Raw genomic sequence first — 23,428 nt, 5'->3', positions numbered from 1 at the left:
CCGTCGCCCCCGCTCGGGGCTTCAGCCCGGGGACGGGCAACGCGACGGGACATGGCATGACATCCACCTGGCTCTGGAAACTGCTGCGCGCCAGCCGCAGCCTGTGGCTGCGCGCGGCACTGTTCGGGCTGGCGGCGGTCGCGGCGGCGCTGGCCGGCGTCGCGCTGGCCCCCTGGCTGCCCGAGGATCTGGGCACCGAGATCGGCGCCGACGCGCTCGACCAGATCCTGTCGATCCTCGCCTCGTCGATGCTGACCGTGACCACCTTTTCGCTCTCGGTCATGGTGCAGGCCTATGCCGGCGCCACCTCCAGTGTCACCCCCCGCGCGGTGCAGCTGCTGCTCGAGGACCGCACCAGCCAGAACGCGCTTTCGACCTTCCTCGGGGCCTTCCTCTTCGCCCTCGTCGGGTTGATCGTGCTGAACACCGGGCTTTACGGGCTGCGCGGGCGGCTGGTGCTTTACGCTGTCACCCTGCTGCTGATCGCGCTGATCGTGATCACGATGATCCGCTGGATCCAGCACCTGAGCCAGTTCGGCCGCGTCGCCTCGACCACCGCCACGGTCGAGGCCGCGACCGCCCGCGCCCTTGCGGCACGGGCCGAGGACCCGGCGCTGGGCGGCCGCCCGCTGGCCGCGGGCGAGACGCCCCCCGCCACCGCCCGCGCCGTCACCGCCGACCAGACGGGCTATGTCCAGCATGTCGACCTTGCGGCCCTTCAGACCGCGGCCGAGGCGGCGGGGATCGAGATCTGGCTGGCCGCGATGCCCGGGGCGCTGGTGCATCCGGCGCGCCCGCTGCTGCACATCGTCCCCGGCGGCGCGGCGACGGACCTGCCCGAGACGCGGCTCCGCGCCGCCTTCGCGATCGGCGAGCGGCGGACCTTCGAGCATGATCCGCGCTTCGGTCTGTCGGTGATGGCCGAGATCGCCAGTCGCGCGCTGTCGCCGGCGGTGAACGACCCCGGCACCGCGATCGACGTGCTGGGCCGGCTGCTGCGGCTGTTCGCCGACTGGTCGCAACCGCGCCAGCCGGCGGGGCTGCGCTACCCGCGGGTGCGGGTGCCGCCGCTGGCGACCGCCGATCTCTTCGAGGATGCCTTCGCGCCCATCGCCCGCGACGGGGCCGCGATGTTCGAGGTGCAGCTCAGGCTGCAGAAGACCCTCGCCGCCCTGGCCGGGATCGCGCCGGCGCGCTTCGCGGCCCCCGCGCGCGCGCAATCGGCCACGGCGCTGGCGCGGGCCGAGGGCGCGCTGACCCTGCAGGCCGAGCGGGACCGGCTGGCGGCCGCGGCGCCGGTTCCCGAGGCTTGATCCAGATCAAGGCGGTCGGTTGATTCCCGGTGCATGGTCCCCCCATCGAACAACGGAGGCGGCCATGTGCGGGACCCGGTCAGTGCATCACCACGCGCAGCTCGTGAATGCGATGGCGGGCGCGCTGGGGGTGGATCTCAGCGCCCGGCTCGAGGACGGTCGGCTGGCCTCCGAGACCTGGCGCGACATGGTCGTGGGCTGCACCGGCTGCGCCAACCCCGAGGGCTGCGCGCATTGGCTGGCCGAGCATCCGGTGGCCGAAGCGGCCCCGTACTACTGCGTCAACGGCGAGACGCTCGCCGCGATGCGGGACTGACAGGTCAGAGAGGATCCCGTCGCCGCGCGGGGAGAGGCGCGGCGGATCATGGGCGGGAGCGGGGGTCGGTCTGGGGAGGCCGGCCCCCGCAACATTTCGCGGCCCCCCGGGCTGGCGCGCCAGAGCCGGGGGGGCGCCAGAGCCCGGGGGGGGCCTCGCAGGCCCCCCGACCCTGTTTCGGCTCAGGCCGTTTCCATCACACGGACCGTCTCGCCAGCGTCAAGCCGGGCGTGCAGCGCCACGGCCGCCAACGCCGCCCGGGCCGCCTCGCGCCCCTTCTCGACGAAATGCGCCCGGAAGATCGCGCCGTGATGCGCGCCCTCCTGGTAGTGATGCGGCGTCAGCGAGACCGACAGCACCGGCACCCCGGTCTCGAGCCCGGCGCGCATCAGCCCGTCGACCACGGCCTGGGCCACGAAGTCGTGGCGATAGATGCCGCCGTCGACGACCAGCGCCGCGCAGGCCACCGCGCCATAGCGCCCGGTCCGCGCCAGCTTCTGCGCCGCCAGCGGCAGCTCGAAGGCGCCCGGGACGTCGAAGACATCGACATCCGCGGCCGGGATCAATTCAAGGAAGCCCTCCAGCGCGCGGTCCACGACATCGGAATGCCAGTTGGCCTTGAGGAAGGCATAGCGGGTGTGTGTCATCGGTGATCTCCTTCTCCTGGCGACACGTCACCCAAGGCGATCACAGGTCTCCGGCGACCGCGACATGCGGACCCCGGCGACTTGCTCTCTTCCATCCGGACTGTGACCGTCGGCCCAGGCATCGCACCTGGTCTGCTGACCCCCGCCATCGGCGGGGCGCTCGCGGGCTCGCCGGGGTCACCCCCCGCATACCGCCGGTGGGGAATTCCGCCCCGCCCTGAGAACGCCGCCACTGTGCCGATTCCCGCGGCAGGCGCAAGGGGCACCGTCACCCGCCGCAACCGGCGCTGCCGCCCGTTCCTGGACGGGTCGGGCTTTCGGCCAGAGCCGGGTCGTGACGTTGCGCAGGGGCCGCGCTACGGGTGCGTCCGCGCCAGCCGGAGCGGGGCCACACAAGGGCCACACAGGGGCCGGGCCGAAGCGGGATCGGAACGGCAGGGCCGCCGCCGCGTTGATCCCGGAACGCATCCCGGAAGGAGGATCCGACATGATGGACCAGTTCGCCACCCGCCCCGCGCGCCCGCACATCTCGTCGCGCGACGTGACCGGCACCGCGGTCTACAGCCCCTCGGGCGAAAAGCTCGGCCATATCGAGGAGCTGATCATCGACAAGCTCTCGGGCCGCATCGCCTATGCCGAGATGGGCTTCGGCGGCTTCCTGGGGCTTGGGGAGGAGTACCACCCGATCCCCTGGTCGAAGCTCAGCTACGATGTCGAACTCGACGGCTTCGTCACCGACATCACGAAAGAGCAGCTCGACGCCGCCCCGAAGCGCACCGAGGACTGGCGCACCGACCGGCGCTGGGAACAGGACTACTTCACCTATTACGGCGCCGTTCCCTACTGGTGACCCCGACGGTCGCGGCGCCGCGCTCAAGACCTCAGCCGGCGATCCGCCCCCAGAGATCGTAGTCCGAGGCCTCCTCGACCTCGACGGTGACCATGTCGCCGGGGGCCAGCCCCTCGAAGCCCTCGTCGATATAGAGGTTGCCGTCGATCTCGGGCGCATCGGCCATGGTCCGGCAGGTCGCGCCCTCGCCGTCCACGGCGTCGACGATCACCTGCTGCAGGCTGCCGACCTTGGCCTGCAGCTTCGCCTCGGAGATGGCCTGCGCCTTCTCCATGAACCGCTCCCAGCGCTCCTGCTTGACCTCTTCCGGCACATGGTCCGGCAGATCGTTCGAGCGCGCGCCGGCGACATTCTCGTATTTGAAGCAGCCGACGCGGTCGAGCTGCGCCTCGTCCATCCAGTCGAGAAGCACCTGGAACTCGGCCTCGGTCTCGCCGGGGTAGCCGACGATGAAGGTCGAGCGCAGGGTGATGTCCGGGCAGTCGCGGCGCCAGGCCGCGATCTCGTCCAGCGTCCGCGCCGCCGCCGCCGGCCGCGCCATGCGGCGCAGCACGCCTGGATCGGCATGCTGGAACGGGATGTCGAGATAGGGCAGCACCAGCCCCTCGGCCATCAGCGGGATCAGTTCGCGCACATGCGGATAGGGGTAGACATAGTGCAAGCGCACCCAGGCTCCCAGCCGGCCCATTTCCCGCGAAAGATCGGTGATGTGCGAGCGCACCTCGCCCCCCTTCCAGGGGTGCAGGTCATGCTTGCGGTCGACGCCATAGGCCGAGGTGTCCTGAGAAATCACCAGCAGCTCGCGCACGCCGCTTTCCACCAGCTTCTCGGCCTCGCGCAGCACGGCATGGGCCGGGCGGCTGACCAGGCGCCCGCGCATGTCGGGGATGATGCAGAACTTGCACTTGTGGTTACAGCCCTCGGAGATCTTGAGGTAGCTGTAATGGCGCGGCGTCAGCTTCACGCCCGCGGCGGGCATCAGGTCGATGAACGGATCGGGCGCGGGCGGCACCGCCTTGTGCACCGCATCCAGCACCGCCTCGTATTGATGCGGACCGGTCACCGCCAGCACCGAGGGATGCGCGCCGGTGATGAATTCCGGCTCGGCGCCAAGACAGCCGGTGACCAGCACGCGGCCGTTCTCCTTCAGCGCCTCGCCGATCGCCTCGAGGCTTTCGGCCTTGGCACTGTCGAGGAAGCCGCAGGTGTTCACGATCACCGCGTCGGCGCCCTTGTAATCGGGGCTGATCTGGTAGCCCTCGGCGCGCAGCCGGGTCAGGATCCGCTCGCTGTCGACCAGCGCCTTCGGGCAGCCCAGCGACACCATGCCGATCGTCGGCTGCCCCTCGCGGCGCGCGGCGCCCGCGTCGAACATCGGCGCGGGGGCAAGGTCGGGGCGAAGGTTCGGCGGATTGAGGCTCATGGCATCTCTCGAAAACGGCAAAGGGAAGGACGCAGCCCTTCCCCCTTTCGCATTGGTCCAAATATCCCGGGGGTCCGGGGGCAGCGCCCCCGGCCTGCGTCCGGGTCTCAGCGCCGGCGGTCGCGCCGGGCGCTCATCGGCTGGAAGGCGACGCCGACATGGGCCTCGCAATAGGGTTTGCCGGGCTGGGCGTGCAGGCCGCAGAACCAGAAGTCCTCGGTCGCCGGATCGCCGATCGGCCATTTGCAGGTGCGCTCGGTCAGCTCCATCAGCGTCAGCTTGCGGGCGCGCTTCTCGACCTCGCGGACCGAGGCCAGCGCCTCGGGGCTGATCTCGCCGGCCGAGGGCTGCGGCGGCAGCGGCTGGCCCGCGACCGGCACCATCGGGCGGCGCGGCGGGATCGGGGCGGCGCTGACCGGCGCCGCGGGGCGCTCGGCCCGCTCGGCCGGGCGTTCGGTCCGCTCGCCAGAACGTTCGGCGGGGCGATCGCCAGAGCGGTCGGCAGGGCGTTCGACCGGGCGGGGGGCCGCGGCGGCGGGGCGCGCCGCGACGGGCTCGGCCCGGGTCTCGGGCTCGGGCGCCGGGCGGTGGGCGCCGGAGGGGGCCGAGGGCGCGGCGGCGACGGGGGCGGCGGGCGCCTCGGGCTTGCCGTCCGGACCGCCGACGCGGTTCGACAGGCCGAGGCGATGCACCTTGCCGATCACCGCGTTGCGGGTGACGCCGCCCAGTTCCTTGGCGATCTGGCTGGCGGACTGGCCGTCCTGCCACATCTTCTTCAGAAGCTCGACGCGTTCGTCGGTCCAGGACATCGGATGGCCTTTCCTTGTGGTCGTCAGCGAGGCGCGATGCGGGACGCGGCCCCAGGCGGCAAAGGGAGTTTAGCCGCGACGCGACTAGATACAAGCTTGGCCCCGCGACTTCAAGAGCGCGCGTCCCTGCCGCGCTGCGGGATCTGCCCCGCGCACGGCAACCCGACGCCCGCGCGCGGCAGGAGGGGCAGAAGGGGCAGGACAAACAGGACGGACGGGACAGGGCAGGATGGCCGGACTGTGCAGGGTGACAGCGCAGGGCAGGCAGGCGATGGCAGCACAGGCCAGAGGCAGGGCAGGCCAAAGGTAGGGCAGGCCAAGGTGGCGCGGGGCAGCGCAGGGCGGGGTCGCGAAGCCAAGGCGAGTGCAGGCGAGCGAGGGCCTGCGCAGGCCCTGCGGCAGAGGCCCGGGCCGCGCGGAGCAAGACGGGGCAGTCTGCGCGGACCCGTCAAAGCGGCGGGTTGGGCAGGGCAGCATGCGCGGACCGGGCTGCGCGGCCGGCAGGGCGCCCGGCAGTGCACCGCCTCGGGCCCGGGACGGGGCAGGTTGCGGAGCAGGGTCCGAGTCACAGATCGAACCACAGGTCGGCCACGGGCTGGGTCACAAGTCTTGTCACGGGTCGGGCCATTGGTAGGCCACGGCTCACGGCTCACGGCTCACGGCTCACGGCTCGGGTCTCGCAGCTCGGCTCGCGGGACGCGGGACGCGGGGTCCGCGATGGCGGCGTCGCTTGACAGCGGGCCGCGCTGCGGCGAAGGCTCCGCCCGAGATGACTGACCTGCGCCCCGTCGGATATGTGATCGGCCTGATGCTCGCCTTCCTCGGCGGGCTGATGCTAATCCCGATGGCGGTGGACGTGATCTTCGCCCCAGCGAACTGGTGGGCCTTCGGGCAGAGCGCGCTGATCACCCTGCTGACCGGCCTGCTGCTGGCCCTGACCACCCGCAACTCGCTGCGCCGCAGCTTCGGCGTGCGGCAGGCCTTCCTGCTGACGGTCGGCATCTGGGCGATTGTGCCGGTCTTCGGCACGCTGCCCTTCATGCTGGGCGCCACCCGCACCAGCTTCACCGACGGCTATTTCGAGGCGGTCTCGGGCATCACCACCACCGGCTCGACCATCCTCGTCGGGCTCGACAAGATGCCGCCGGGTCTGAACCTGTGGCGGGGGATGCTGAACTGGCTGGGCGGGCTGGGGATCTCGTTCATCGTGATGATCTTCCTGCCGATCATGCGCGTCGGCGGCATGCAGTTCTTCCGGACCGAGGGCTTCGACACGCTGGGCAAGGTCGCCCCGCGCGCCACCGACATCGCGCGGGCGCTGGTCATGGTCTATGCCGGGCTGACGCTGGCCTGCTGCATCACCTACCTGATGATCGGCTTCACGCCGCTGGATGCGGCGGTGATGTCGATGGCCACCATCGCCACCGGGGGCTTCGCGCCCACCGACGTCTCCTTCTCGAAATACCAGGGCATCGGCGAATATGCGGGCGCGGCCTTCATGATCCTCGGCTCGCTGCCCTACATCCGCTACGTGCAGGCGGTGACCGGGGCGCCGCTGGTGATCTGGGGCGACGCGCAGGTGCGCGCCTACCTGCGCTGGATCGCCTACGCCGTGGGCGCGGTGACGCTGTGGCGGGTGTCGACCAGCGACATGACGCTGGAGCCCGCGTTCCGCGAGACGCTGTTCAACCTCGTCTCGATCTTTTCGGGCACCGGATTCTTCTCGGGCAGCTTCGGCGGCTGGGGCAGCTTCGCGATGGTGGTGGCGCTGATCGTCGGCATCGTCGGCGGCTGCTCGTCCTCGTCCTCGGGGGCGCTGACGGTGTTCCGGGTGCAGGTGCTGGGCGAGGCGATCCTGTCGCGGATCCGGCTGCTGCACGCCCCGCACCGGATCGCGCCGGTGAAATACGATGGCCGCACCGTCGACGACGATTCGATGAACGCGCTGGTGATGTATGTCTACGGCTACATCCTGACCATCGGCGTGATGAGCGTGCTGATGACCTTCACCGGCGTCGACCTCGAATCGGCGCTGTTCGGGATCTGGACCTCGATCGGCAACATCGGCTACGGCTACGGACCGATGGTCGCGCGCACCGGCACCTTCGTCGATTTCCCCGAAGCCGCGAAATGGATCATGATCGTCACCATGCTGATGGGACGTCTGGCGCTGCTGGCCGTCTTCGTGGTGGTGATGCCGCGGTTCTGGCGCGCGTGAGCGCGCGGATGCCCGCGCCGCCCACCGCGCCCCCCGCTGCGCCTTCCACCCCACCCCCCGCCACGCCCTCGGCCACGCTTCCGGTCGCGACATCCCTCGGGCGCTCGGTCACGGCGTCCGGCGCGGGCAGGGCGGCCGCAGAGCGCGCAGGGGACGGCGGGCGCCGCGGCCCGCAGGTCGTGTCGCGGGTCGCTCGGCCGGCCGCACCCCCGGCCGCACCCTCGTCCGCGCCGTCGGCCGGGTCGCGGTCCGGCGGGCCGGGGCGCGCGCAGGATGGCGCGCGGTTGACAGCCCCGCCGCGCCGAGCGAAGGCAGGGCGATGATCGACCTGCGCCCCGTCGCCTATGTCATCGGCCTGCTGCTGGTCGCGCTGGCCGTGGCCATGCTGCTGCCGATGGCGGTCGACCTTGCAGAGGGCAACGGCAATGCCGCGGCCTTCCTCGAAAGCGCGGTGCTGACCGGTGCCGCCGGCGGCTTCATGGCGCTGGCCTGCCGCAATGCCGCGCCGAAGGCGCTCACCCTGCGCCAGAGCTTCCTGCTGACCTCGGGCATCTGGCTGGCGGTGCCGCTGTTCGGGGCGCTGCCGCTGATGATCGGCGCGCCGCGGGCGGGCTTCACCGACGCGGTGTTCGAGGCGATGTCGGGCGTGACCACCACCGGGGCCACGGTCTTCACCGGGCTCGACGGGCTGCCGGCGGGGGCGAACCTGTGGCGCGGCCTGCTGCAGTGGCTGGGCGGGCTCGGCATCGTCATCGTCGCGATGATCTTCCTGCCGGTGATGAAGATCGGCGGCATGCAGTTCTTCCGCTCGGAAGGCTTCGACACGCTGGGCAAGGTGCTGCCGCGGGCCTTCGACATCTCGGCCGCGCTGCTCAGGGTCTATTGCGGGCTGACGGTGCTGTGCCTGTGCGCCTACATGGCGGTCGGCCTGTCGGGCTTCGATGCCACCATGCATGCGCTGACCACGATCTCGACCGGCGGCTTCTCGAGCTATGACGCCAGCTTCGGCGCGCTGATCGGCGCGCCCGAGGTGGTGGCCTCGGCCTTCATGCTGCTGGCTTCGCTGCCCTTCGTGCGCTTCGTGCAGCTGATCCACGGCCATGCCGCGCCCTTCTGGCAGGACGTGCAGGTGCGCGCCTTCCTGCGCTGGACGGCGGGGCTGATCCTGCTGCTGCTGCTCTACCGGCTGACCAGCGGCGAAATGACGCCGGGCCTCGCGCTGCGCGAGACGGTGTTCAACGTGATCTCGGTGATGAGCGGGACGGGGTTCGTCTCGGCCGACATCACCCGCTGGGGCGAGATGTCGCTGGTGGTGCTGATGATCGCGGGGCTGGTGGGGGGCTGCACCTCGTCGACGGTGTGCTCGATCAAGGTGTTCCGCTGGCTGGTGCTGTTCGGGGCGATCCGCGCGGCGCTGCGCGGCCTGCACAGCCCGAACCGGGTGCGCCGGGTGCATCTGGGCGGCCGGGTGGTCGAGGACGAGGTGGTGAGCTCGGTCATGGCCTTCCTCAGCCTGTTCCTGCTCAGCTTCGGGGTGCTGATCGTGGCGCTGTCGCTGACCGGGCTCGACAGCCAGACGGCGATCACCGCGGCCTGGACCGCGATCGCCAATGTCGGGCCGGCCTGGGGCCCCGAGGTGGGGCCGACCGGGGCGATGGGCGATTTCCCGGCGGCGGCGAAATGGATGATGACCTTCGGCATGTTCGCCGGCCGGCTCGAGCTTCTGTCGGTCTTCGTGCTGTTCCTGCCGCGGTTCTGGCGCGGCTGAGCGTGCGTCGGCGGCGCGGTGCGCGGACCGTTGCGCGCGCGGCGGGCCGGTGGAGCGCGCCGGCGGGGCGGGACCACCGCCTGTCACCGCCCCCGGGCGTGCTGCGGCGAGGTCCGTCGAGGCTGGCCGCTGCGGCCGAGGTCCCTGCGCTCGGGCGCCCTGCTGCGGTTCTTTTCTATTGGTCTCGTTTGCCTGGCCGCTGTGGATGGTCCTTGCGGCTGGTCCTGCACTCCGGCCGCGTGCTCGGGCCCCAGCGGCGGCGAATTGTGCGGCCAGGGATCTTGTGGCGGGAGAGTGCTCGGTTGAAACTTCGCGGCGGGGCCCCACGACCAGCCTCCGCGACCGGCTACTCGCGCTTAGCGCGGTGCGCTCAGGCCGGCGGGATTGAGCCTGAAGTGGTTGCGGCGCGCGGGGCTGCGCTTGATGGGGCTGGAGCCCTGCGCGTCCCAGCCCCTCACGATCATGTCCCGTGCGGAAGGCTCAGTGCGGAAGGGGCGGTGCAACTGGGCCGGCACGGCCGGGTCAGGACAAGGGCGGCTGCGCGGGACTGCCCCTGCCGTGAGGATCGCGCGAGCGGGCCTGCGCCGCGCGCTGCGGCCCCGACCGGAACCCGGCCGGCCCGGCAGCGGGCGCCTCGCCGCGGGGGTCGGGGCGCGGCGGGGCAGAAGCACCACGTTGCCCGCCGGGGGGGCCGGGGGGGCGTCCCCCCGGCCCCCCCGGCGTCAACCGGGCACCAGCAGCGCGGCGGTGGGGCAGGGCCGAGGGGCCGGGGTCAGTCCCAGCAGCCGACGCGGGTCGTCATCTTCAGCGAGTGGTCGGTCAGGTCCTCGGCCGCCATCGCGCCGGTCGCGGCGCTGCGCGCGGGGCTCACCCCCTCGCGCGCGAGGAAGGCCTCGATCGCCTGCGCCTTGATCGCGAAGCTCACCGTGTCGGGCAATACCTTGCCATCGGCCCGCCCGCCCTTCGGCAGCAGCAGCCCGGTCACCGCCCCGGTGCCGTCCACCACCGGCCCGCCCGCGTCGCCGGGCAATGCCGACAGATCGAGCCGCGCAAGATCGGCCTCTCCGGCCAGCCCCTCGGGGGCCGCGATCCGTCCGAAGGTCATCACCGGCGCGTCCAGCTCGTCCGCCCAGGCATAGCCCGCCACCGCCGCCTCGGCGCCGGTGCGCGGCGGCTCGGCCGCGAAGGCCGCCGTCGCGCGCGGGGCCAGCGGCGTCAGCGGCACCAGCAGCGCCAGCCCCGTGGCCGCATCCTGCGCCTTCACCCGCGCCTCGGTGCCCGCGTCGACGGTGATCCGCCGGCAGGCCTCGACCGCCTCGACCGTGGTCAGCACCGTGCCCTTGCCATCGAGGAACACCCCGCTGCGGGCCCGCGCCGGCCGGTTCGCCTCGAGCCCGGCGACCAGCGTGCCGCCCGCCACCGCCGAGGGCACCCCGGCGCCGGCATCCAGCGCATGGTTGCCCGTGGCGCGGAACCCGTCGCGCAGCGCCGACAGCGCCAGCCCCATCTCGGCCTCGCGCGCCGCGGGCCAAGAGATCAGCCAGCCCTTGATCAGCCCGCCCGACAGCTTCACCTCGGCCAGCGCATGCCGGTCCGGCCCGCTGCCCTCGATCCGGAAGCCCGCGGCACCGCGCTCGCGCGCCCCGGTCGCCGGCATGATGTCGAGCCCGGCCAGCGCGTCGTACAGCCCGTAGAGCGTCGCCTGGTTGCCCTGCTGCGAGACCAGCAGCACCGTCACCCCCGAGCCGTCCTTCGGGGCATAGCGCACGAAGGGCGGCTCGTAGGCCGCGAACGCGACAAGGCCCATCGGCAGGGCGGCGGTGATGCCGGCCTCTTCATCCGCGACCTCGGCGATCCCGAGGCTGTCGAGGGCGGCGCGATGCGCCCCGGTCAGCGCGGCCCGCTCGGCGGTGGTCAGCACCCCGGTCGGCGCATGGCCCTGCGCGCTCTGCCAGGCGGCCATGCTGGCGCGGGTGCCGCGGCCGAAGGCGCCGTCGATCGCGGCGCCGTAGACGCCGGCCCAGGCCAGCGCCGCCTGCAAGTCGCGCCGCTCGTCATCCGACAAGAGCGCCTCCGAGGCGCGGGCCTCGGCCTCGGTCTCGTCCGGCAGGGCCGAGCCCAGGGCGGGGGCGGGGGCCGGAGCGGTCGGGGCCTGGGCGGCGCGGGCGTCCGCCGTCGGCGGCGTCGCCTCGCCCGGCAGGGGCGCCGCCGGAAGGGCGGCCCCCGGCGGCACCGGCAGCGCCTCGACCGCGTTTGGTGCGGGGGGGGGCAGGGCGGCGGTCGCGGCCGCGCCGGGCAGCGGCATGCCGCCCGCCGGCCAGAACTGCTGGCGGAAGCGCCCTCCATCGGCCAGATAGCTGTCACCCGGGATCATCCGGTCGCCGCGCAGCTGGCGCAGCTGCCGCTCGGCCTCGGCCGGCGAGCCGAAGGGGCCCAGCGCGATCGCGTACCAGCCGGTGTTCATCGCGAAGCCCTGCACGTCGGGGAAGACATTGGCATAGGCGCGGGCGCGTTCCTCGGCGGCGCGCAGGTTCGGCTGCGCCTCGATCTGAACCCAGGTCTGCTGGGCCTCGGCCGCCCCGGCCACCATCACCGCGACCGCCACCATGCCGAATTGCGCGAAATTCATCGAAAATGCCTCCGATACGCCCGTCCTGCCTCCCTTCGGGGAACCTAAGGGAAGGGTCAAGGCCGGGCGTTCACGTCTGGGTCATAATTGCCGCTGTTGCAGCGTTGCGACAGCGCCGCCGCCGCGCCGGGCGCGGACCGCGCCGCCGGGGGGGCCGGGGGGGCGTCCCCCGGCCCCCCCGGCCGCGTGACCGGCAGGGCAGGGGCGCGCCGCCCATCCCGCGCGCCGCCACCCTGCGCCTCGCCGCGCGCAGGACCCGCCCTTCACCCCGCCCGCCGGTCCTGTCGTTCCCGATCCGCCCCGTCCGATCCGACCCATCCGATACGGGCCGCCCGATCCGGACAGATTGACCCGCCGCGCCCTTCTTCCTATGGAAGGGGCGCTTCACGGAGTATGCGCCATGACGACCGCCGACGCCCCCCGCTCGTTCCAGGAAATCATCCTGCGGCTCCAGTCCTACTGGGGCGCGAAGGGCTGCGCGGTGCTGCAGCCCTACGACATGGAGGTCGGCGCCGGCACCTTCCACCCGGCGACCACGCTGCGCGCGCTGGGCTCGCGCCCCTGGGCCGCGGCCTATGTCCAGCCCTCGCGCCGCCCGACCGACGGGCGGTATGGCGAAAACCCGAACCGGCTGCAGCACTACTACCAGTACCAGGTCCTGATCAAACCCTCGCCGAAGGACCTGCAGGCGCTCTATCTCGGCAGCCTGCAGGCGATCGGCATCGACCTTGCGCTGCACGACATCCGCTTCGTCGAGGACGACTGGGAATCGCCGACGCTCGGCGCCTGGGGCCTGGGCTGGGAGGTCTGGTGCGACGGCATGGAAGTCAGCCAGTTCACCTATTTCCAGCAGGTCGGCGGCCATGACTGCCGCCCGGTCTCGGGCGAGCTGACCTACGGGCTCGAACGCCTTGCCATGTATGTGCTCGGCATCGACCACGTGATGGACATGCCGTTCAACGATCCGTCCTCGCCGATCCCGCTGAGCTATGGCGACATCTTCCGCCAGACCGAGCAGGAATACAGCCGCTGGAACTTCGACCAGGCCGACACCGCGATGTTGCTGCAGCATTTCGAGGATGCCGAGGCCGAATGCGAACGCATCCTCGCCGCCCCGGCGGCCGACAAGGCCGGCCGCGCGATCACCATGGCGCACCCGGCCTATGACCAGTGCATCAAGGCCAGCCACCTCTTCAACCTGCTCGACGCCCGCGGCGTGATCTCGGTCACCGAGCGGCAGGCCTATATCGGCCGGGTCCGGGCGCTGGCGAAGAAATGCGCCGATGCCTTCGTGACCACCGAGGCCGGCGGCGCTGCGGCGACCGCCCCAGCAGCGTGAACGGCAAGCTCGTGGCCGGCGCCATCGTCCTTCCCGCGCTGATCGCCGGCGCCGGCATGTGGTATGCGCAGGACTACGCCTATTACCAGCCGGTCAGCCTCGACCAGGGGGCGAGCACCGTCACCCTGACCTCGATCGCCACCGACGCGCCCGAGGAAATCGCCGCCGACGGCTTCGAGGGGATCGACGCCGACAGCTCGCCCCTGCGCTTCCGGTCCTGCTTCCGCACCCGGCTGTCGCTGGCGCTGCTGACCGAGACCTACCAGACCTATGACAACGCGACGCCGCTCAACGCGCCGGGCTGGTTCGGCTGCTTCGATGCCGGCCGCATCGGCGCCGATCTGGAACGCGGCGAGGCGGTGGCCTTCCTGTCGCAGCGCGCCGTGCGCCCGGGCGTCGACCGGGTGGTGGCGATCTATCCCGATGGGCGCGCCTATGCCTGGAACCAGCTCGAAGAGGGCGCCGACGCGCGGCCGCTGGTCGAAGAGAAGTGACGCGGCCCGCGGCAGGGGGGGAACCCCGGCCGCGCCCCGCGCGATATGTCCCCATGCGCCGAATGCCGTCTGGAGGACCAAGATGAAGACCGCCCCCGCCTGGGTCGAACCCGTGATGCGCGCCGGCTACGGCGCGCGCGGCACCGTCTATCTGCTGGTGGGCGGGCTTGCGCTGCTGGCCGCCTGGTCGGGCGGCGCCGCCGAGGATCAGACCGGCGCGCTCGAAACCCTGCGCGGCAACCCGATGGGCCGCCCGGTGCTGGCGCTGATCGCGCTGGGCCTCGCCTGCTACGCGATCTGGCGCGTGATCTGCGGCGCGATGGATCTCGAGGCGAAGGGCACCGGTGCCAAGGGCGCCGTGGGCCGCATCGGGCAGGTCGTCAGCGGGCTGGTGAATGCGGGCCTCGCGCTGTCGGTGGCGCGCCTCGCGATGGGCGGTCAGGAGCAGGGCGGGCAGGGCAGCCAGACGCTGACCTCGCATCTGCTGCAGATGCCGGCTGGGCAATGGCTGGTCGGCCTGCTGGGCCTCGTGGTCGTCGGCGCGGGCGGCATGTATGTGCTGAAGGGCTGGCGCGAGGAATACCGCGAGCATCTGCGCTTCACACCCACCATGGCGAAGCTCGCCCCCGCCGCGCGGGCCGGCGTCATCGCCCATGGCGTGGTCATCGCGATGATCGGCAGCTTCTTCCTGTTCGCCGCCCTCCATGCCGACCCGTCCGAGGCCGGCGGCCTGTCGAAGGCCTTCGACACCGTGCGCGGCGCGGCCTTCGGGCGGATGCTGCTGGGCGCGCTGGCCGTGGGCATGGTCGGCTTCGGCCTTTACTGCTGGGTCGAGGCGCGGGCCCGGATCCTGCCGACCCGCCCGCACGAGGGCGTCGTCTCGATGGCGCAGCGGATGGGCGCGCGGCTGACCGCCTGACGCGCCTGTCCTTTCCCGATCCTTGCACCCCGTCTCAGGGGCGCTCGCAGCCCTTCCGTTGACCTTTCGCGATCATTCCCCGGATCAGTCGATCCGAAAGGTCTTGTCGCGGCTTGCGGCCCCGCGCGTCAGCGTCAGGCGCGAGGGCGCAACCCCCAGCGCCTCGGCCAGCAGCCGCGCCGCGGCCTCGGTCGCGCGCCCGCGCTCGGGCGCCTCGGTCACCTCGACGCGGATCTGCCCGTCGCGCCGGAACAGCCGGTTGCGCCGCGCGCCGGGGGTGACCTTCAGCGCCACGACCGTGCCCGCAACCGCCAGCCCCGCCAGATTCTCGACCTCGGCCTTCGCCACGCCCGCCTCCGTTCTCTCTGGTTAACGGACGCGCCAGCGACTAGCCTCCCGCCCAGCCGAAGCAGGAGCGCCCGATGTCCACCGCCTTCTATACCGACGAACGCTGCTTCTGGCACCATGGCGGCAATTACGCGCTCACCCTTCCCGTGGGCGGCCTCGTTCAGCCCGGTGGCGGCCTGCCGGAGAACCCCGAGACCAAGCGGCGCTTCAAGAACCTAATGGAAGTGACCGGGCTGCTTGCGAAACTCGACACCCGCTCGGCCCCGCCCGCCACGCGCGAAGATCTGGCGCGAGTCCATGACGGCGCCTATCTCGACGCGTTCAAGGCGGCCTCGGACGCGGGCGGCGGCGAGCTTGGCCTGCGCACCCCCTTCGGCCGCGACGGCTACGAGGTCGCGGCGCTCTCGGCCGGACTGGCCACCGCGGCGCTGGCCTCGGTCCTGCGGGGCGAGCATCGCAATGCCTATGCGCTCAGCCGCCCGCCGGGGCATCACGCGCTGCCCGCCTTCCCGAACGGCTTCTGCCTGCTGAACAACATCGCCGTCGCGATCCGCGCCGCGCAGGCGCATGGGCTGGCCCGCCGCGTGGCCGTCGTCGACTGGGACGTGCATCACGGCAATGGCACGGAAGCGATCTTCTGGCGCGATCCCGAGGTGCTGACCGTCTCGATCCATCAGGAATTCAACTATCCGACCGATACCGGCACCGCGATGGCGCGGGGCGAGGGGCGGGGCCACGGCTACAATGTCAACCTGCCGCTCTCGCCCGGCGCGGGCCATGCCACCTATGTCGAGGCGATGGAGCGGATCGTGCTGCCGATGCTGCGCCGCTTCGAGCCGGACGCGATCGTCATCGCCTGCGGCTACGACGCGGGCGCGATGGACCCGCTGGGCCGGATGCTGGCCACCTCGGACACCTTCCGCGCGATGACCGCGATGGTGAAGGCCGCCGCGGCCGAGCTGTGCCAGGGCCGGCTCGTGATGGTCCACGAGGGCGGCTATTCCGAGGTGCACGTCCCCTTCCTCGCCCATGCGGTGATGGAGGAGCTTTCGGGCGAGCCGATCCGCGCCGCCGATCCGCTGGCCGCGACCCTGATCGCCCGCCAGCCGGGCCCCGCGGCGCAGGCTTTCCATTCCGCCCGCCTTGCAGAGCTTGCGGGCCTGTTCCTCTAGACCAGACTGCGCTAAGGCCGGGCCATGCTGTCCTATCAACACCACTATCACGCCGGAAACCTCGCGGACGTGCACAAGCACGCGCTGCTGTCCGCGGCGCTCGACTACATGACCCGCAAGGACAAGCCGCTGTCCTATCTGGAAACCCACGCCGGCCGCGGGCTCTACGACCTCGGCTCGGCCGAGGCCGCGAAGACCGGCGAGGCGGCGGCGGGCATCACCCGGGCGCTGGCCGAAAAGTGGTTCGCCCCCGATCACCCCTACATGCGCCATCTGGCCGAGGTGCGCGCGCGGTTCGGGCCGCGCGCCTATCCCGGCTCGCCGCTGCTCGCGGCCCTCGCGCTGCGCCCCGGTGACGCGATGCAGCTGGCCGAGCTGCACCCCGCCGAGCACGCCGCGCTGACCGAAGCGCTGGAACCCTGGACCAGCAATGTCCATCGCATCTCGGGCTTCGAGATGGCCTTCTCGCGCACCCCGCCCGAACCGAAACGGGGTCTCCTGCTCTGCGATCCCTCCTTCGAGGTGAAAGAGGACTATCGCGCGATCCCCGAATTCCTCGGCAAGATCGCGCGGAAGTGGAACGTGGGCGTGCTGATGCTGTGGTATCCGCTGCTGGCCTCGGGCCTGCAGCTCGACATGGTGATCCGCCTGCGCCAGGCCTTTCCGCAGGCGCTCTCGCACGAGGTCCGCTTCCCCCCCGCGCGCCCCGGCCACGGCATGGTCGGCTCGGGCATGTTCGTGATCAACCCGCCCTGGGGTCTGGCGGAGGAGGCCGCGCGGCTGACGAAGCTTTTCGCCCGGCTCTAGCGCGTCGCCGCCGGCGCCGAGGGCCTCATCACGCGGTCCTCGGGTTCGACGGCGTTCAGCAGGAATAGGTAGGCCAGCGGCTCTGACATCCGCTGCTTCGGGAAATGCGCGGCGAAAAGCCCGTTCGCCAGCGCCCGGTGCGAGAAGAAGCGATAGACCTGCCGCTCGACGAACTTCGCCAGCTCCGCGTTGTCGTTGCGGCTCATCAGCACATAGGGTTCGTAGGTCAGCACGTTCTGCACCGGATCGGCATCGACGCCGGGGCAGGGATGGCCGCTGTCGGTCCAGCTCTTGAGCTTGGCCTGGATCAGCTCGCGATCCCCAAGGTAGATCCGCGTCTCGCCGGCCGGCTTTGGTGCGGTCACCGGGGTGCCTTCGGTCGGTCGGGTCAGGTCCGCACAGACCCAATCCACCAAGGCGTCATGGGTGTCGAAGCCCCGCGCGACAACGGTCCCGGCATCGATCTGGGGCCCGCCCGCAAGTCGGGCGGTCTCGATCGCTCCAAAGGCCTCATATTCTCGCGTCGGACCGTCAGGGCAGTCGCCACCGACGGGAAGAGTCGACGCGCAGGACCCCGCATCGTGCTGGGGCGGAACCTCGGGCGCGGCGCCACTCTGCGGGGTGCCCCTTGATTGGGCGGCCACCATCCTTCTGAGGGCTTCGGTTTCGAAGCTCATTCCGCCCAGACATTTCACGCCACCCAGCAGGTTCGAGGCGCAGAGCCGCGCATAGAGCTGGGGCGAGACTTCGGGCGCGGCGGTGCCGAACTTCAGATAGCCGATGATCGTCCTGGTGTCCTTTTCCTGCGGCTTTCCGTTCGCGAGATAGCTGATGCCCGACAGGAACACGATCGGTGAGAAGATCCCCGCCTCTTCGCGCGGGATCTGTGCGGGGACCTGCGTATCGGTTACTGCGTCGCCGGCGGCGGCCCCGGCCGTCGCGCCCCGGGGCGCATCGCCGCGCCCTTCATAGCGCAGGGTCACCGGGTCGCAGAGCAGGTCGATCTCCCCGTTCCCGAGCTTGGGGAAGCGGTCGGTGCCGGAGACCTCGACCGCGTCGATCCGGCATCCCGAGGAATCGGCGATCCAGTAGCACAGATCGGCCAGGTAGCCCTGATAGCGATGGCCGGCCCGGCCCGTTGCCGGAACGCTGGAGGGCAGGAAGCTGAAGGGCTCGGCATCCTTGCGGAAGCCCACCACCAGCGCGCCGGGATGCCGCGCGTCACCCTCTGAGCGGCAGAGCCCGGTTGTGGTCTGCTGCGACTGCGTCGGCCCACCGGTCAGGGCCCAGCAGAGCAGCGCGATCACCAAGACCCCGAGCGCCCCGCCGTCCAGCGCGACACCGGCGGACGGGCCAGTCAGGGCGGGCGGGGCAGTCAGGGCGGGTGGGGCGGTGGGGGCGGGCGGGCTCTGCGGGCGCGCGCAGGCGAGCGCGCGGGCCGGCGCGGGGCGCCAGCGGCCCAGCACCGAGACCGAAAGCCAGGTGGCGGTGCCGTAGACGGCGAGGGTCGCGACCTCGTGATAGGCCCAGAATAGCCGCGTTGGCCGGTCATCCACCCAAAGCGTGTCATTGGCCAGCCCGCCGTAGGTCGGCATCTTGGTCAGGGCCCAGTAGGCCGCCATCACCAGAACGGCCAGCCATGGGCCGGGCGGCACCCGGCCCCTGATCCGCTGCTCGGTCCCCCAGAGCGCGAAACCCGCCACCAGCAGCGCCACCGGCACCTGCCTCAGGTAGAAGCTCAGCACCGGCATCCGCGATCCCAGCAGCATCTCGCGCAGCCGCGCGCTGCTTTCCGAGATCAGGAAGGCCGACAGCGTGGCGATCAGCACCATGCCGATCACCGCGACCACCGCCACCGCGGTGGCGATCATCACCAGGGTCTGCCTGCGCGCCGCCCGCTGGTCCGCCACCGGTCCCTGAGCCTGCCAGGGCCAGGCCTGCCGCTCGGTCAGCTCCTGGCGCAGGGTGAAGGCGGTCAGCAGCGGCAGGAAGATCAGCGCGACATAGCGCAACGTCTCGAACCCCGCCGAAAGCGCGACATTCACGGCATCGGCGCGGGGCGAGCCGTTGACGGCATCATTCAGGCCGAACGAGATCGCCAGCCAGTAGACCAGGAACACCACCGGCGTGCCGACCAGCAGCCCCAGCTCGGGGCCGACGCCGCCAAGGTCGGGGCGGCGGATGCGGTCGAGGATCTCGTGCTGCAGCGCCGTGACCGGCGCCCCGCGCCCCGGGTCCGGTCCCGCCTGCGCCGCGGGGGCATAGTCCGGGTCGCGCTCGAGCGCGATCACCTGCAGGGTTGCCAGATCTTCGAGGCAGCCCTCCAGCGTCTCGATCACCGCCGCCAGCCGCTTGTGCAGCGCGCTTTGACGCGCGCGCAGTGCGCTGGAGGCATCCTCCGCATCCTTGCCACCACCGACCGCGGTGCCACCATCGGTCGCCCCGTAGATTTCGCGGTTGAGATGGCGCAGCTCGATCCGCGCCTGCTGCGCGTCGCGGACCGCCTTCGCCTCGATCTCGCGCAGCTTTTCGGACAGCGCGTCACGCGGCCAGGTGGTGCGGTGGCCCACCCAGTGGCACAGCAGCTGCACCCGCAGGATCAGCATCTCCAGCTCTTCGGGGGCGCCGATGCGGTCGAGGATCCATTGCGCGAACCCGTCGACCGGCACGCCCCTGTCGTCGATCCTCTTCGGAAGCCACGAGGTCTTCTGGTCGCCGATGTCCGCCAGGATCGCCTGCCTGGCATCCGGTCCGGCGCGGTTCAGCTCGGCCAGAAGCTCGCGCGTCTTCTGCCGCAGCCGGATCGGGATGCCCACGGCCCGGTGCACGCGCTCGCGCAGCCAGACCTCGGCCGCGGCCAGCGGCGGCACCAGCGGCGCCAGCCCCGCGAAGCCGAAGGCCAGCAGCAGCGGCCATTGCGGTGAACTGAAGTCGATCCGCGCCGTATCGACTTGCGCCCCGGCGATCGGCAGCCGGCCGATCAGCTGGAAAGCGACGCGGCCGAAAAAGGTAAAGCAGGCATAAAGCGCAAGCAGCGTCCCCAGATACAGCAGGAACGCCCGCTGCAGCGCGCCGGTGCCGCCCATGTCGCCGGGCTCGAGCCGGTCGAGCACCCGCGCCCCCTCGCGCGCGGGCTGGGCGCGGTCGTCGAAGCGGCGCGCCGCGAAGACGCCCAGGAACACGCCGCCGACGACGAAGGCGGTCAGGAAGAGCGGATCGAAATGCACGCCCATCATCGGCAGGGCGCCGACCGACATGCGTTGCAGGTCGACATAGCCCCACAGGGTTTCGGGCACGGATGTGGGCCAGGCGTCCATTGCGGCGTCCCCCCGCACGCGCACCTCCGGCAGGCCGATGTCGGCCCGCGGCGGCAGCGCGTGTCAGATGATGTCCGGAAAGGGGGCGATCAGCAGGTCTGGATCGCGCGGTTGCAGGGGCCGGCCGTTGCCGGGGCCGAAACGGCTCCGGCCAGCGTAAGGCCCAAGATCGCGCAGAGGAGGAGAGAGGAGAGGAAACGCATGATGAACAACCGATACCGATGAAATACAGACCTGAATCGTGGCAGATCCCGCAGGAAATGCAATCCCCGGTTGCCATCGGTTGTCGCACCGACCGGGACCGCAAGACCTGCCGGCCCACCGTCCCCGGCGCGCAAGCGCTTGTGGAACGCGCGCCGCGACCGGGCCGGGCCCGCGGCGAATCGCGGCCCGCCACGCCACCGGCCTTGAACATCGCGCCGCGATGGCCGACATCCCATGGCGACAAGCCGGAGACCCGCATGACCGCTCCCGATCCCGTCGCCTCGCAGCCGCTGCGCGCGCGCCCCGAGGTGCTCGACTTCCTCGCCACCCGCCGTTCGCGGCCCGCGAAAACCCTGACCGGCCCCGCGCCGGACCGTGCCGCGCTGGCGCCGCTGCTGCAGATGGCGCTGCGCGTGCCCGATCACGGCAAGCTGGAACCCTGGCGGCTGATCGTGCTGGAACGCGGCGCGCTCGACCGTCTGGCGGCGCTGGCCGGCACCCGGGCGACCGAGAAGGGCCTCGCCCCCGACCAGGCCGGCAAGGGCGTCGCGCAATTCGCCGACAGCCCGCTCTGCGTCGCCGTGGTGGCGGTGCCGCGCGACACCGGCAAGGTCCCGGAATGGGAACAGGTGCTCAGCGTGGGCGCCGTCGCCGCCACGCTTTGCAACGCCGCGCAGGCCGCGGGCTGGGGCGCCTGCTGGCTGACCGGCTGGCCCGCCTATGACCCGGGCTTCCTGACCGAGGGGCTGGGCTTGGCCCCGGGCGAGCGCCTCGCGGGCTTCGTCCATATCGGGACCGAGACCACGCTGCCCCCCGACCGTCCGCGCCCGGACCCCGAGCGCAGCATCGACTGGCGCGACGCATGATCGCGGCTTCCGTCGCGGCGGCGCTGGGCCAGATCGGCGATCCGCGCTTCCTGCGGGTGCTGCTGACCGGAATCGGCCTCGCGCTCGCGCTTCTCTTGGCGATCACCTGGGGGCTGATGGGGCTGGTGGGGTGGCTTGTGCCCGGCACGGTCACGCTCTGGTACTGGGGCGAGGTCACCTGGGTGCAGGACGTGCTGGAATGGGGCGTGGTGCCGCTGATGCTGGCCGCCTCGGTCTTCCTGATGGTGCCGGTCGCCTCGGCCTTCACCGGGTTCTTCCTCGACACGGTCGCCGAGGCGGTCGAGGAAAAGCACTATCCCGACCTGCCGCCCGCGCCGGGCGTCGGCCTCGCCACGGCGCTGCGCGACTCGGCGGGCTTCCTGCTCCTCGTCTTCGTGATCAACGCGCTGGCGCTGATCGCCTACCTGGTCGCAGGCCCGCTGGGGCCGCTTCTGTTCTGGGCGGTGAACGGCTGGCTTCTGGGCCGTGAATACATGCAGATGGCCGCGATGCGCCGCATCGGCCCCGAGGGCGCGGCCCGCCTCCGCCGCCGCCACCCGCTGACGATCTGGGCGCTCGGCGCGCTGATGGCGGTGCCGCTGACCGTGCCGCTGGTCAACCTGACGATCCCGGTCATCGGCGCCGCCGCCTTCACCCATCTCTACCACCGCCTGTCGCGGCGCGACGCGGCCCGCGGCCTCGCCTGACCCCCAGCCTTTCTCATTGGTCCAAGTATCCCGGGGGAGGCGCCCGCAGGGCGGCGGGGGCAGCGCCCCCTCCCACGCCGGGCCTTGGAGCCTCAGCCCCCTTGCGGCGCCAGCGGCACCTCGCGCCAGCCCCCGCCCGGGCCCATGCGCCGGAACCAGTCCAGATCCTCGATGGTGATCCAGCCCGACAGGATCACCGCCGCGATCACCAGGAACAGCGGCGTCGCGACCAGCGTGGTCAGCTTCGCCTTCTGCCCGATGCGCGCCTCGGCCGGGGCGCCGGCGGGGGTGCCCGGCACCACCTCGCCCGCGTCCGCCTGGCTGCGGGCGCGGATCGGCAGCACCACGAACAGCGTCAGGAACCAGATCACCGAATAGAGGACGAGCGCCGCGGTGATCGTCATCAGACCTGCTCCAGCTCCACCAGGCAGCCGTTGAAATCCTTGGGATGCAGGAACAGCACCGGCTTGCCATGCGCGCCGATCTTCGGCTCGCCCGACCCCAGCACCCGCGCGCCCTGCGCCTTCAGACGGTCGCGGGCGGCGAGGATGTCCTCGACCTCGTAGCAGATGTGGTGGATCCCGCCCGCGGGGTTCTTCTCGAGGAAGCCCTTGATAGGGCTGTCGTCGCCCATCGGGTAGAGCAGTTCGATCTTGGTGTTCGGCAGCTCGATGAAGACGACGGTCACCCCGTGGTCGGGCTCGTCCTGCGGCTGGCCGACGCGGGCGCCCAGCGTGTCGCGATACTGCGCCGAGGCCGCCTCGAGGTCGGGCACCGCGATGGCGACATGGTTCAGGCGTCCGATCATCCGTTCCTCCTTCGGCATCGCAAGCTCTCGCCAAGCTATGACCCGTCGGGGCGGGGCCGGGCAAGGGCTACCAAGGGAGGTGACGCGACGCCGCGGTCCTGTGCCGCACCCTCTGGCCGCCCACCGAGCAGTCGCCCCGCGGGCCGTCGCGCTTCGCCGCTCGGGGGGGGCAGCGGACCGCCCGGCCGCGTCTGGGACCGCCAAGGGCGCGGGTCGGGGCGTGGCGCGGTCCCGGCGGCGAAGAGGCCCCGGACCGCCCGGCCTCACCAATGCGGCGGGCGCTGGTCCGCAAGCGGGATGGTGTTCGAGCCGTCGGCCTCGCGTTCGGCCTCGCGTTCCATCAGCAGGCCCACGCGCCGCGACAGGCGCTGGATCTCGCCGTCCTGCCGCGCGACGACGGCGCTCAGCTCTTCGACGGTGCGCAGCAGATGCGCGACGGTCTCTTCCAGCTTCTCGATCTCGGTCACCGGCCTG

General features: G+C 71.8%; 21 protein-coding genes and 1 riboswitch. Of the genes, 12 read left to right on the top strand and 9 right to left on the bottom strand.

Going from position 1 to position 23,428, the window contains the following annotated elements; translation table 11 throughout:
* Positions 1–56 precede the first annotated feature (56 nt).
* Positions 57–1,313 carry a DUF2254 domain-containing protein gene (locus V8J36_RS08495; protein ID WP_336466857.1) on the top strand — a complete coding sequence of 419 codons (1,257 nt, stop codon included), beginning with the start codon at positions 57–59 and terminating at the stop codon, positions 1,311–1,313.
* Between the two features lie 64 nt (positions 1,314–1,377).
* Complete coding sequence (locus tag V8J36_RS08490; RefSeq protein WP_336466856.1) at positions 1,378–1,629, top strand: DUF6455 family protein; 252 nt, start codon at positions 1,378–1,380, stop codon at positions 1,627–1,629.
* A gap of 182 nt (positions 1,630–1,811) precedes the next feature.
* Here the strand turns inward: V8J36_RS08490 and V8J36_RS08485 are convergent, their stop codons facing one another.
* Complete coding sequence (locus tag V8J36_RS08485; protein ID WP_336466855.1) at positions 1,812–2,276, bottom strand: 6,7-dimethyl-8-ribityllumazine synthase; 465 nt, start codon at positions 2,274–2,276, stop codon at positions 1,812–1,814.
* 79 nt (positions 2,277–2,355) lie between these two features.
* A riboswitch (FMN riboswitch) is annotated at positions 2,356–2,505 on the bottom strand.
* A gap of 258 nt (positions 2,506–2,763) precedes the next feature.
* On the opposite strand from V8J36_RS08485, the gene V8J36_RS08480 reads away from it, so the two are divergent.
* Positions 2,764–3,126, top strand: coding sequence for a PRC-barrel domain-containing protein (locus V8J36_RS08480; RefSeq protein WP_336466854.1), 363 nt, complete (start codon positions 2,764–2,766; stop codon positions 3,124–3,126).
* Between the two features lie 31 nt (positions 3,127–3,157).
* On the opposite strand, the gene rimO is transcribed toward V8J36_RS08480, so the two are convergent.
* Both rimO and V8J36_RS08470 read right to left on the bottom strand, forming a co-directional pair.
* Entirely contained in the window at positions 3,158–4,549 is a 1,392-nt protein-coding gene (gene rimO, locus V8J36_RS08475; RefSeq protein WP_336466853.1) for a 30S ribosomal protein S12 methylthiotransferase RimO, read from the bottom strand.
* 107 nt (positions 4,550–4,656) lie between these two features.
* Positions 4,657–5,358, bottom strand: a complete 702-nt coding sequence (locus tag V8J36_RS08470) for a GcrA family cell cycle regulator (RefSeq protein WP_336466852.1) — start codon at positions 5,356–5,358, stop codon at positions 4,657–4,659.
* A 769-nt stretch (positions 5,359–6,127) separates the two neighbouring features.
* On the opposite strand from V8J36_RS08470, the gene V8J36_RS08465 reads away from it, so the two are divergent.
* Both V8J36_RS08465 and V8J36_RS08460 read left to right on the top strand, forming a co-directional pair.
* Positions 6,128–7,576 (top strand): TrkH family potassium uptake protein, encoded by a 1,449-nt coding sequence (locus V8J36_RS08465; protein ID WP_336466851.1) that lies wholly within the window; start codon positions 6,128–6,130, stop codon positions 7,574–7,576.
* A gap of 319 nt (positions 7,577–7,895) precedes the next feature.
* Positions 7,896–9,344 carry a TrkH family potassium uptake protein gene (locus V8J36_RS08460; protein ID WP_336466850.1) on the top strand — a complete coding sequence of 483 codons (1,449 nt, stop codon included), beginning with the start codon at positions 7,896–7,898 and terminating at the stop codon, positions 9,342–9,344.
* Between the two features lie 772 nt (positions 9,345–10,116).
* On the opposite strand, the gene V8J36_RS08455 is transcribed toward V8J36_RS08460, so the two are convergent.
* Complete coding sequence (locus tag V8J36_RS08455; protein WP_336466849.1) at positions 10,117–11,973, bottom strand: serine protease; 1,857 nt, start codon at positions 11,971–11,973, stop codon at positions 10,117–10,119.
* Between the two features lie 400 nt (positions 11,974–12,373).
* Between V8J36_RS08455 and V8J36_RS08450 the strand changes: the two genes are divergently transcribed.
* The 3 genes from V8J36_RS08450 (at position 12,374) to V8J36_RS08440 (ending at position 14,725) form a co-directional block, all read left to right on the top strand.
* Positions 12,374–13,312, top strand: a complete 939-nt coding sequence (locus V8J36_RS08450) for a glycine--tRNA ligase subunit alpha (protein ID WP_336466848.1) — start codon at positions 12,374–12,376, stop codon at positions 13,310–13,312.
* Positions 13,309–13,806: a DUF6446 family protein gene (locus V8J36_RS08445; RefSeq protein WP_336466847.1), complete on the top strand. Its 498-nt coding sequence runs from the start codon at positions 13,309–13,311 to the stop codon at positions 13,804–13,806. The genes V8J36_RS08450 and V8J36_RS08445 overlap by 4 nt, the downstream gene beginning before the upstream one ends.
* A gap of 82 nt (positions 13,807–13,888) precedes the next feature.
* Positions 13,889–14,725 carry a DUF1206 domain-containing protein gene (locus V8J36_RS08440; RefSeq protein ID WP_336466846.1) on the top strand — a complete coding sequence of 279 codons (837 nt, stop codon included), beginning with the start codon at positions 13,889–13,891 and terminating at the stop codon, positions 14,723–14,725.
* Positions 14,726–14,809: 84 nt separating this feature from the next.
* Here V8J36_RS08440 and V8J36_RS08435 read toward each other — a convergent pair whose 3' ends face one another.
* Entirely contained in the window at positions 14,810–15,073 is a 264-nt protein-coding gene (locus tag V8J36_RS08435; RefSeq protein WP_336466845.1) for a DUF167 domain-containing protein, read from the bottom strand.
* Positions 15,074–15,147: 74 nt separating this feature from the next.
* Here V8J36_RS08435 and V8J36_RS08430 point away from each other — a divergent pair, with 74 nt between their 5' ends.
* Positions 15,148–16,245: a class II histone deacetylase gene (locus tag V8J36_RS08430; protein ID WP_336466844.1), complete on the top strand. Its 1,098-nt coding sequence runs from the start codon at positions 15,148–15,150 to the stop codon at positions 16,243–16,245.
* A gap of 24 nt (positions 16,246–16,269) precedes the next feature.
* The gene (gene rlmJ / locus V8J36_RS08425; protein WP_336466843.1) at positions 16,270–17,052 is read left to right on the top strand and encodes a 23S rRNA (adenine(2030)-N(6))-methyltransferase RlmJ; all 783 of its coding nucleotides are present in this window, start codon (positions 16,270–16,272) and stop codon (positions 17,050–17,052) included.
* On the opposite strand, the gene V8J36_RS08420 is transcribed toward rlmJ, so the two are convergent.
* Entirely contained in the window at positions 17,049–20,369 is a 3,321-nt protein-coding gene (locus V8J36_RS08420) for a hypothetical protein (RefSeq protein WP_336466842.1), read from the bottom strand. The two genes, rlmJ and V8J36_RS08420, sit on opposite strands and share 4 nt — an antisense overlap.
* 461 nt (positions 20,370–20,830) lie before the next feature.
* Between V8J36_RS08420 and V8J36_RS08415 the strand changes: the two genes are divergently transcribed.
* Together V8J36_RS08415 and V8J36_RS08410 are read left to right on the top strand one after the other, a co-directional pair.
* Positions 20,831–21,439, top strand: coding sequence for a nitroreductase family protein (locus V8J36_RS08415; RefSeq protein ID WP_336466841.1), 609 nt, complete (start codon positions 20,831–20,833; stop codon positions 21,437–21,439).
* Complete coding sequence (locus V8J36_RS08410; protein WP_336466840.1) at positions 21,436–22,146, top strand: EI24 domain-containing protein; 711 nt, start codon at positions 21,436–21,438, stop codon at positions 22,144–22,146. Before V8J36_RS08415 ends, V8J36_RS08410 begins: the two co-directional genes overlap by 4 nt.
* A 92-nt stretch (positions 22,147–22,238) precedes the next feature.
* Here V8J36_RS08410 and V8J36_RS08405 read toward each other — a convergent pair whose 3' ends face one another.
* The 3 genes from V8J36_RS08405 to V8J36_RS08395 all read right to left on the bottom strand — a co-directional run bounded on the left by V8J36_RS08405 (position 22,239) and on the right by V8J36_RS08395 (position 23,421).
* Complete coding sequence (locus V8J36_RS08405) at positions 22,239–22,550, bottom strand: DUF1467 family protein (protein ID WP_336466839.1); 312 nt, start codon at positions 22,548–22,550, stop codon at positions 22,239–22,241.
* The gene (gene mce, locus V8J36_RS08400; protein ID WP_336466838.1) at positions 22,550–22,954 is read right to left on the bottom strand and encodes a methylmalonyl-CoA epimerase; all 405 of its coding nucleotides are present in this window, start codon (positions 22,952–22,954) and stop codon (positions 22,550–22,552) included. The genes V8J36_RS08405 and mce overlap by 1 nt, the downstream gene beginning before the upstream one ends.
* 263 nt (positions 22,955–23,217) lie before the next feature.
* On the bottom strand, positions 23,218–23,421 hold the full coding sequence (locus V8J36_RS08395) for a SlyX family protein (protein WP_336466837.1): 204 nt from the start codon (positions 23,419–23,421) through the stop codon (positions 23,218–23,220).
* Between the last annotated feature and the right edge of the window lie 7 nt (positions 23,422–23,428).

It is taken from the genome of Frigidibacter sp. MR17.14 (genome assembly GCF_037095735.1).
Classification (GTDB): Bacteria; Pseudomonadota; Alphaproteobacteria; order Rhodobacterales; family Rhodobacteraceae; genus Frigidibacter.
This window is presented reverse-complemented; position numbering and strand designations above follow the sequence as displayed.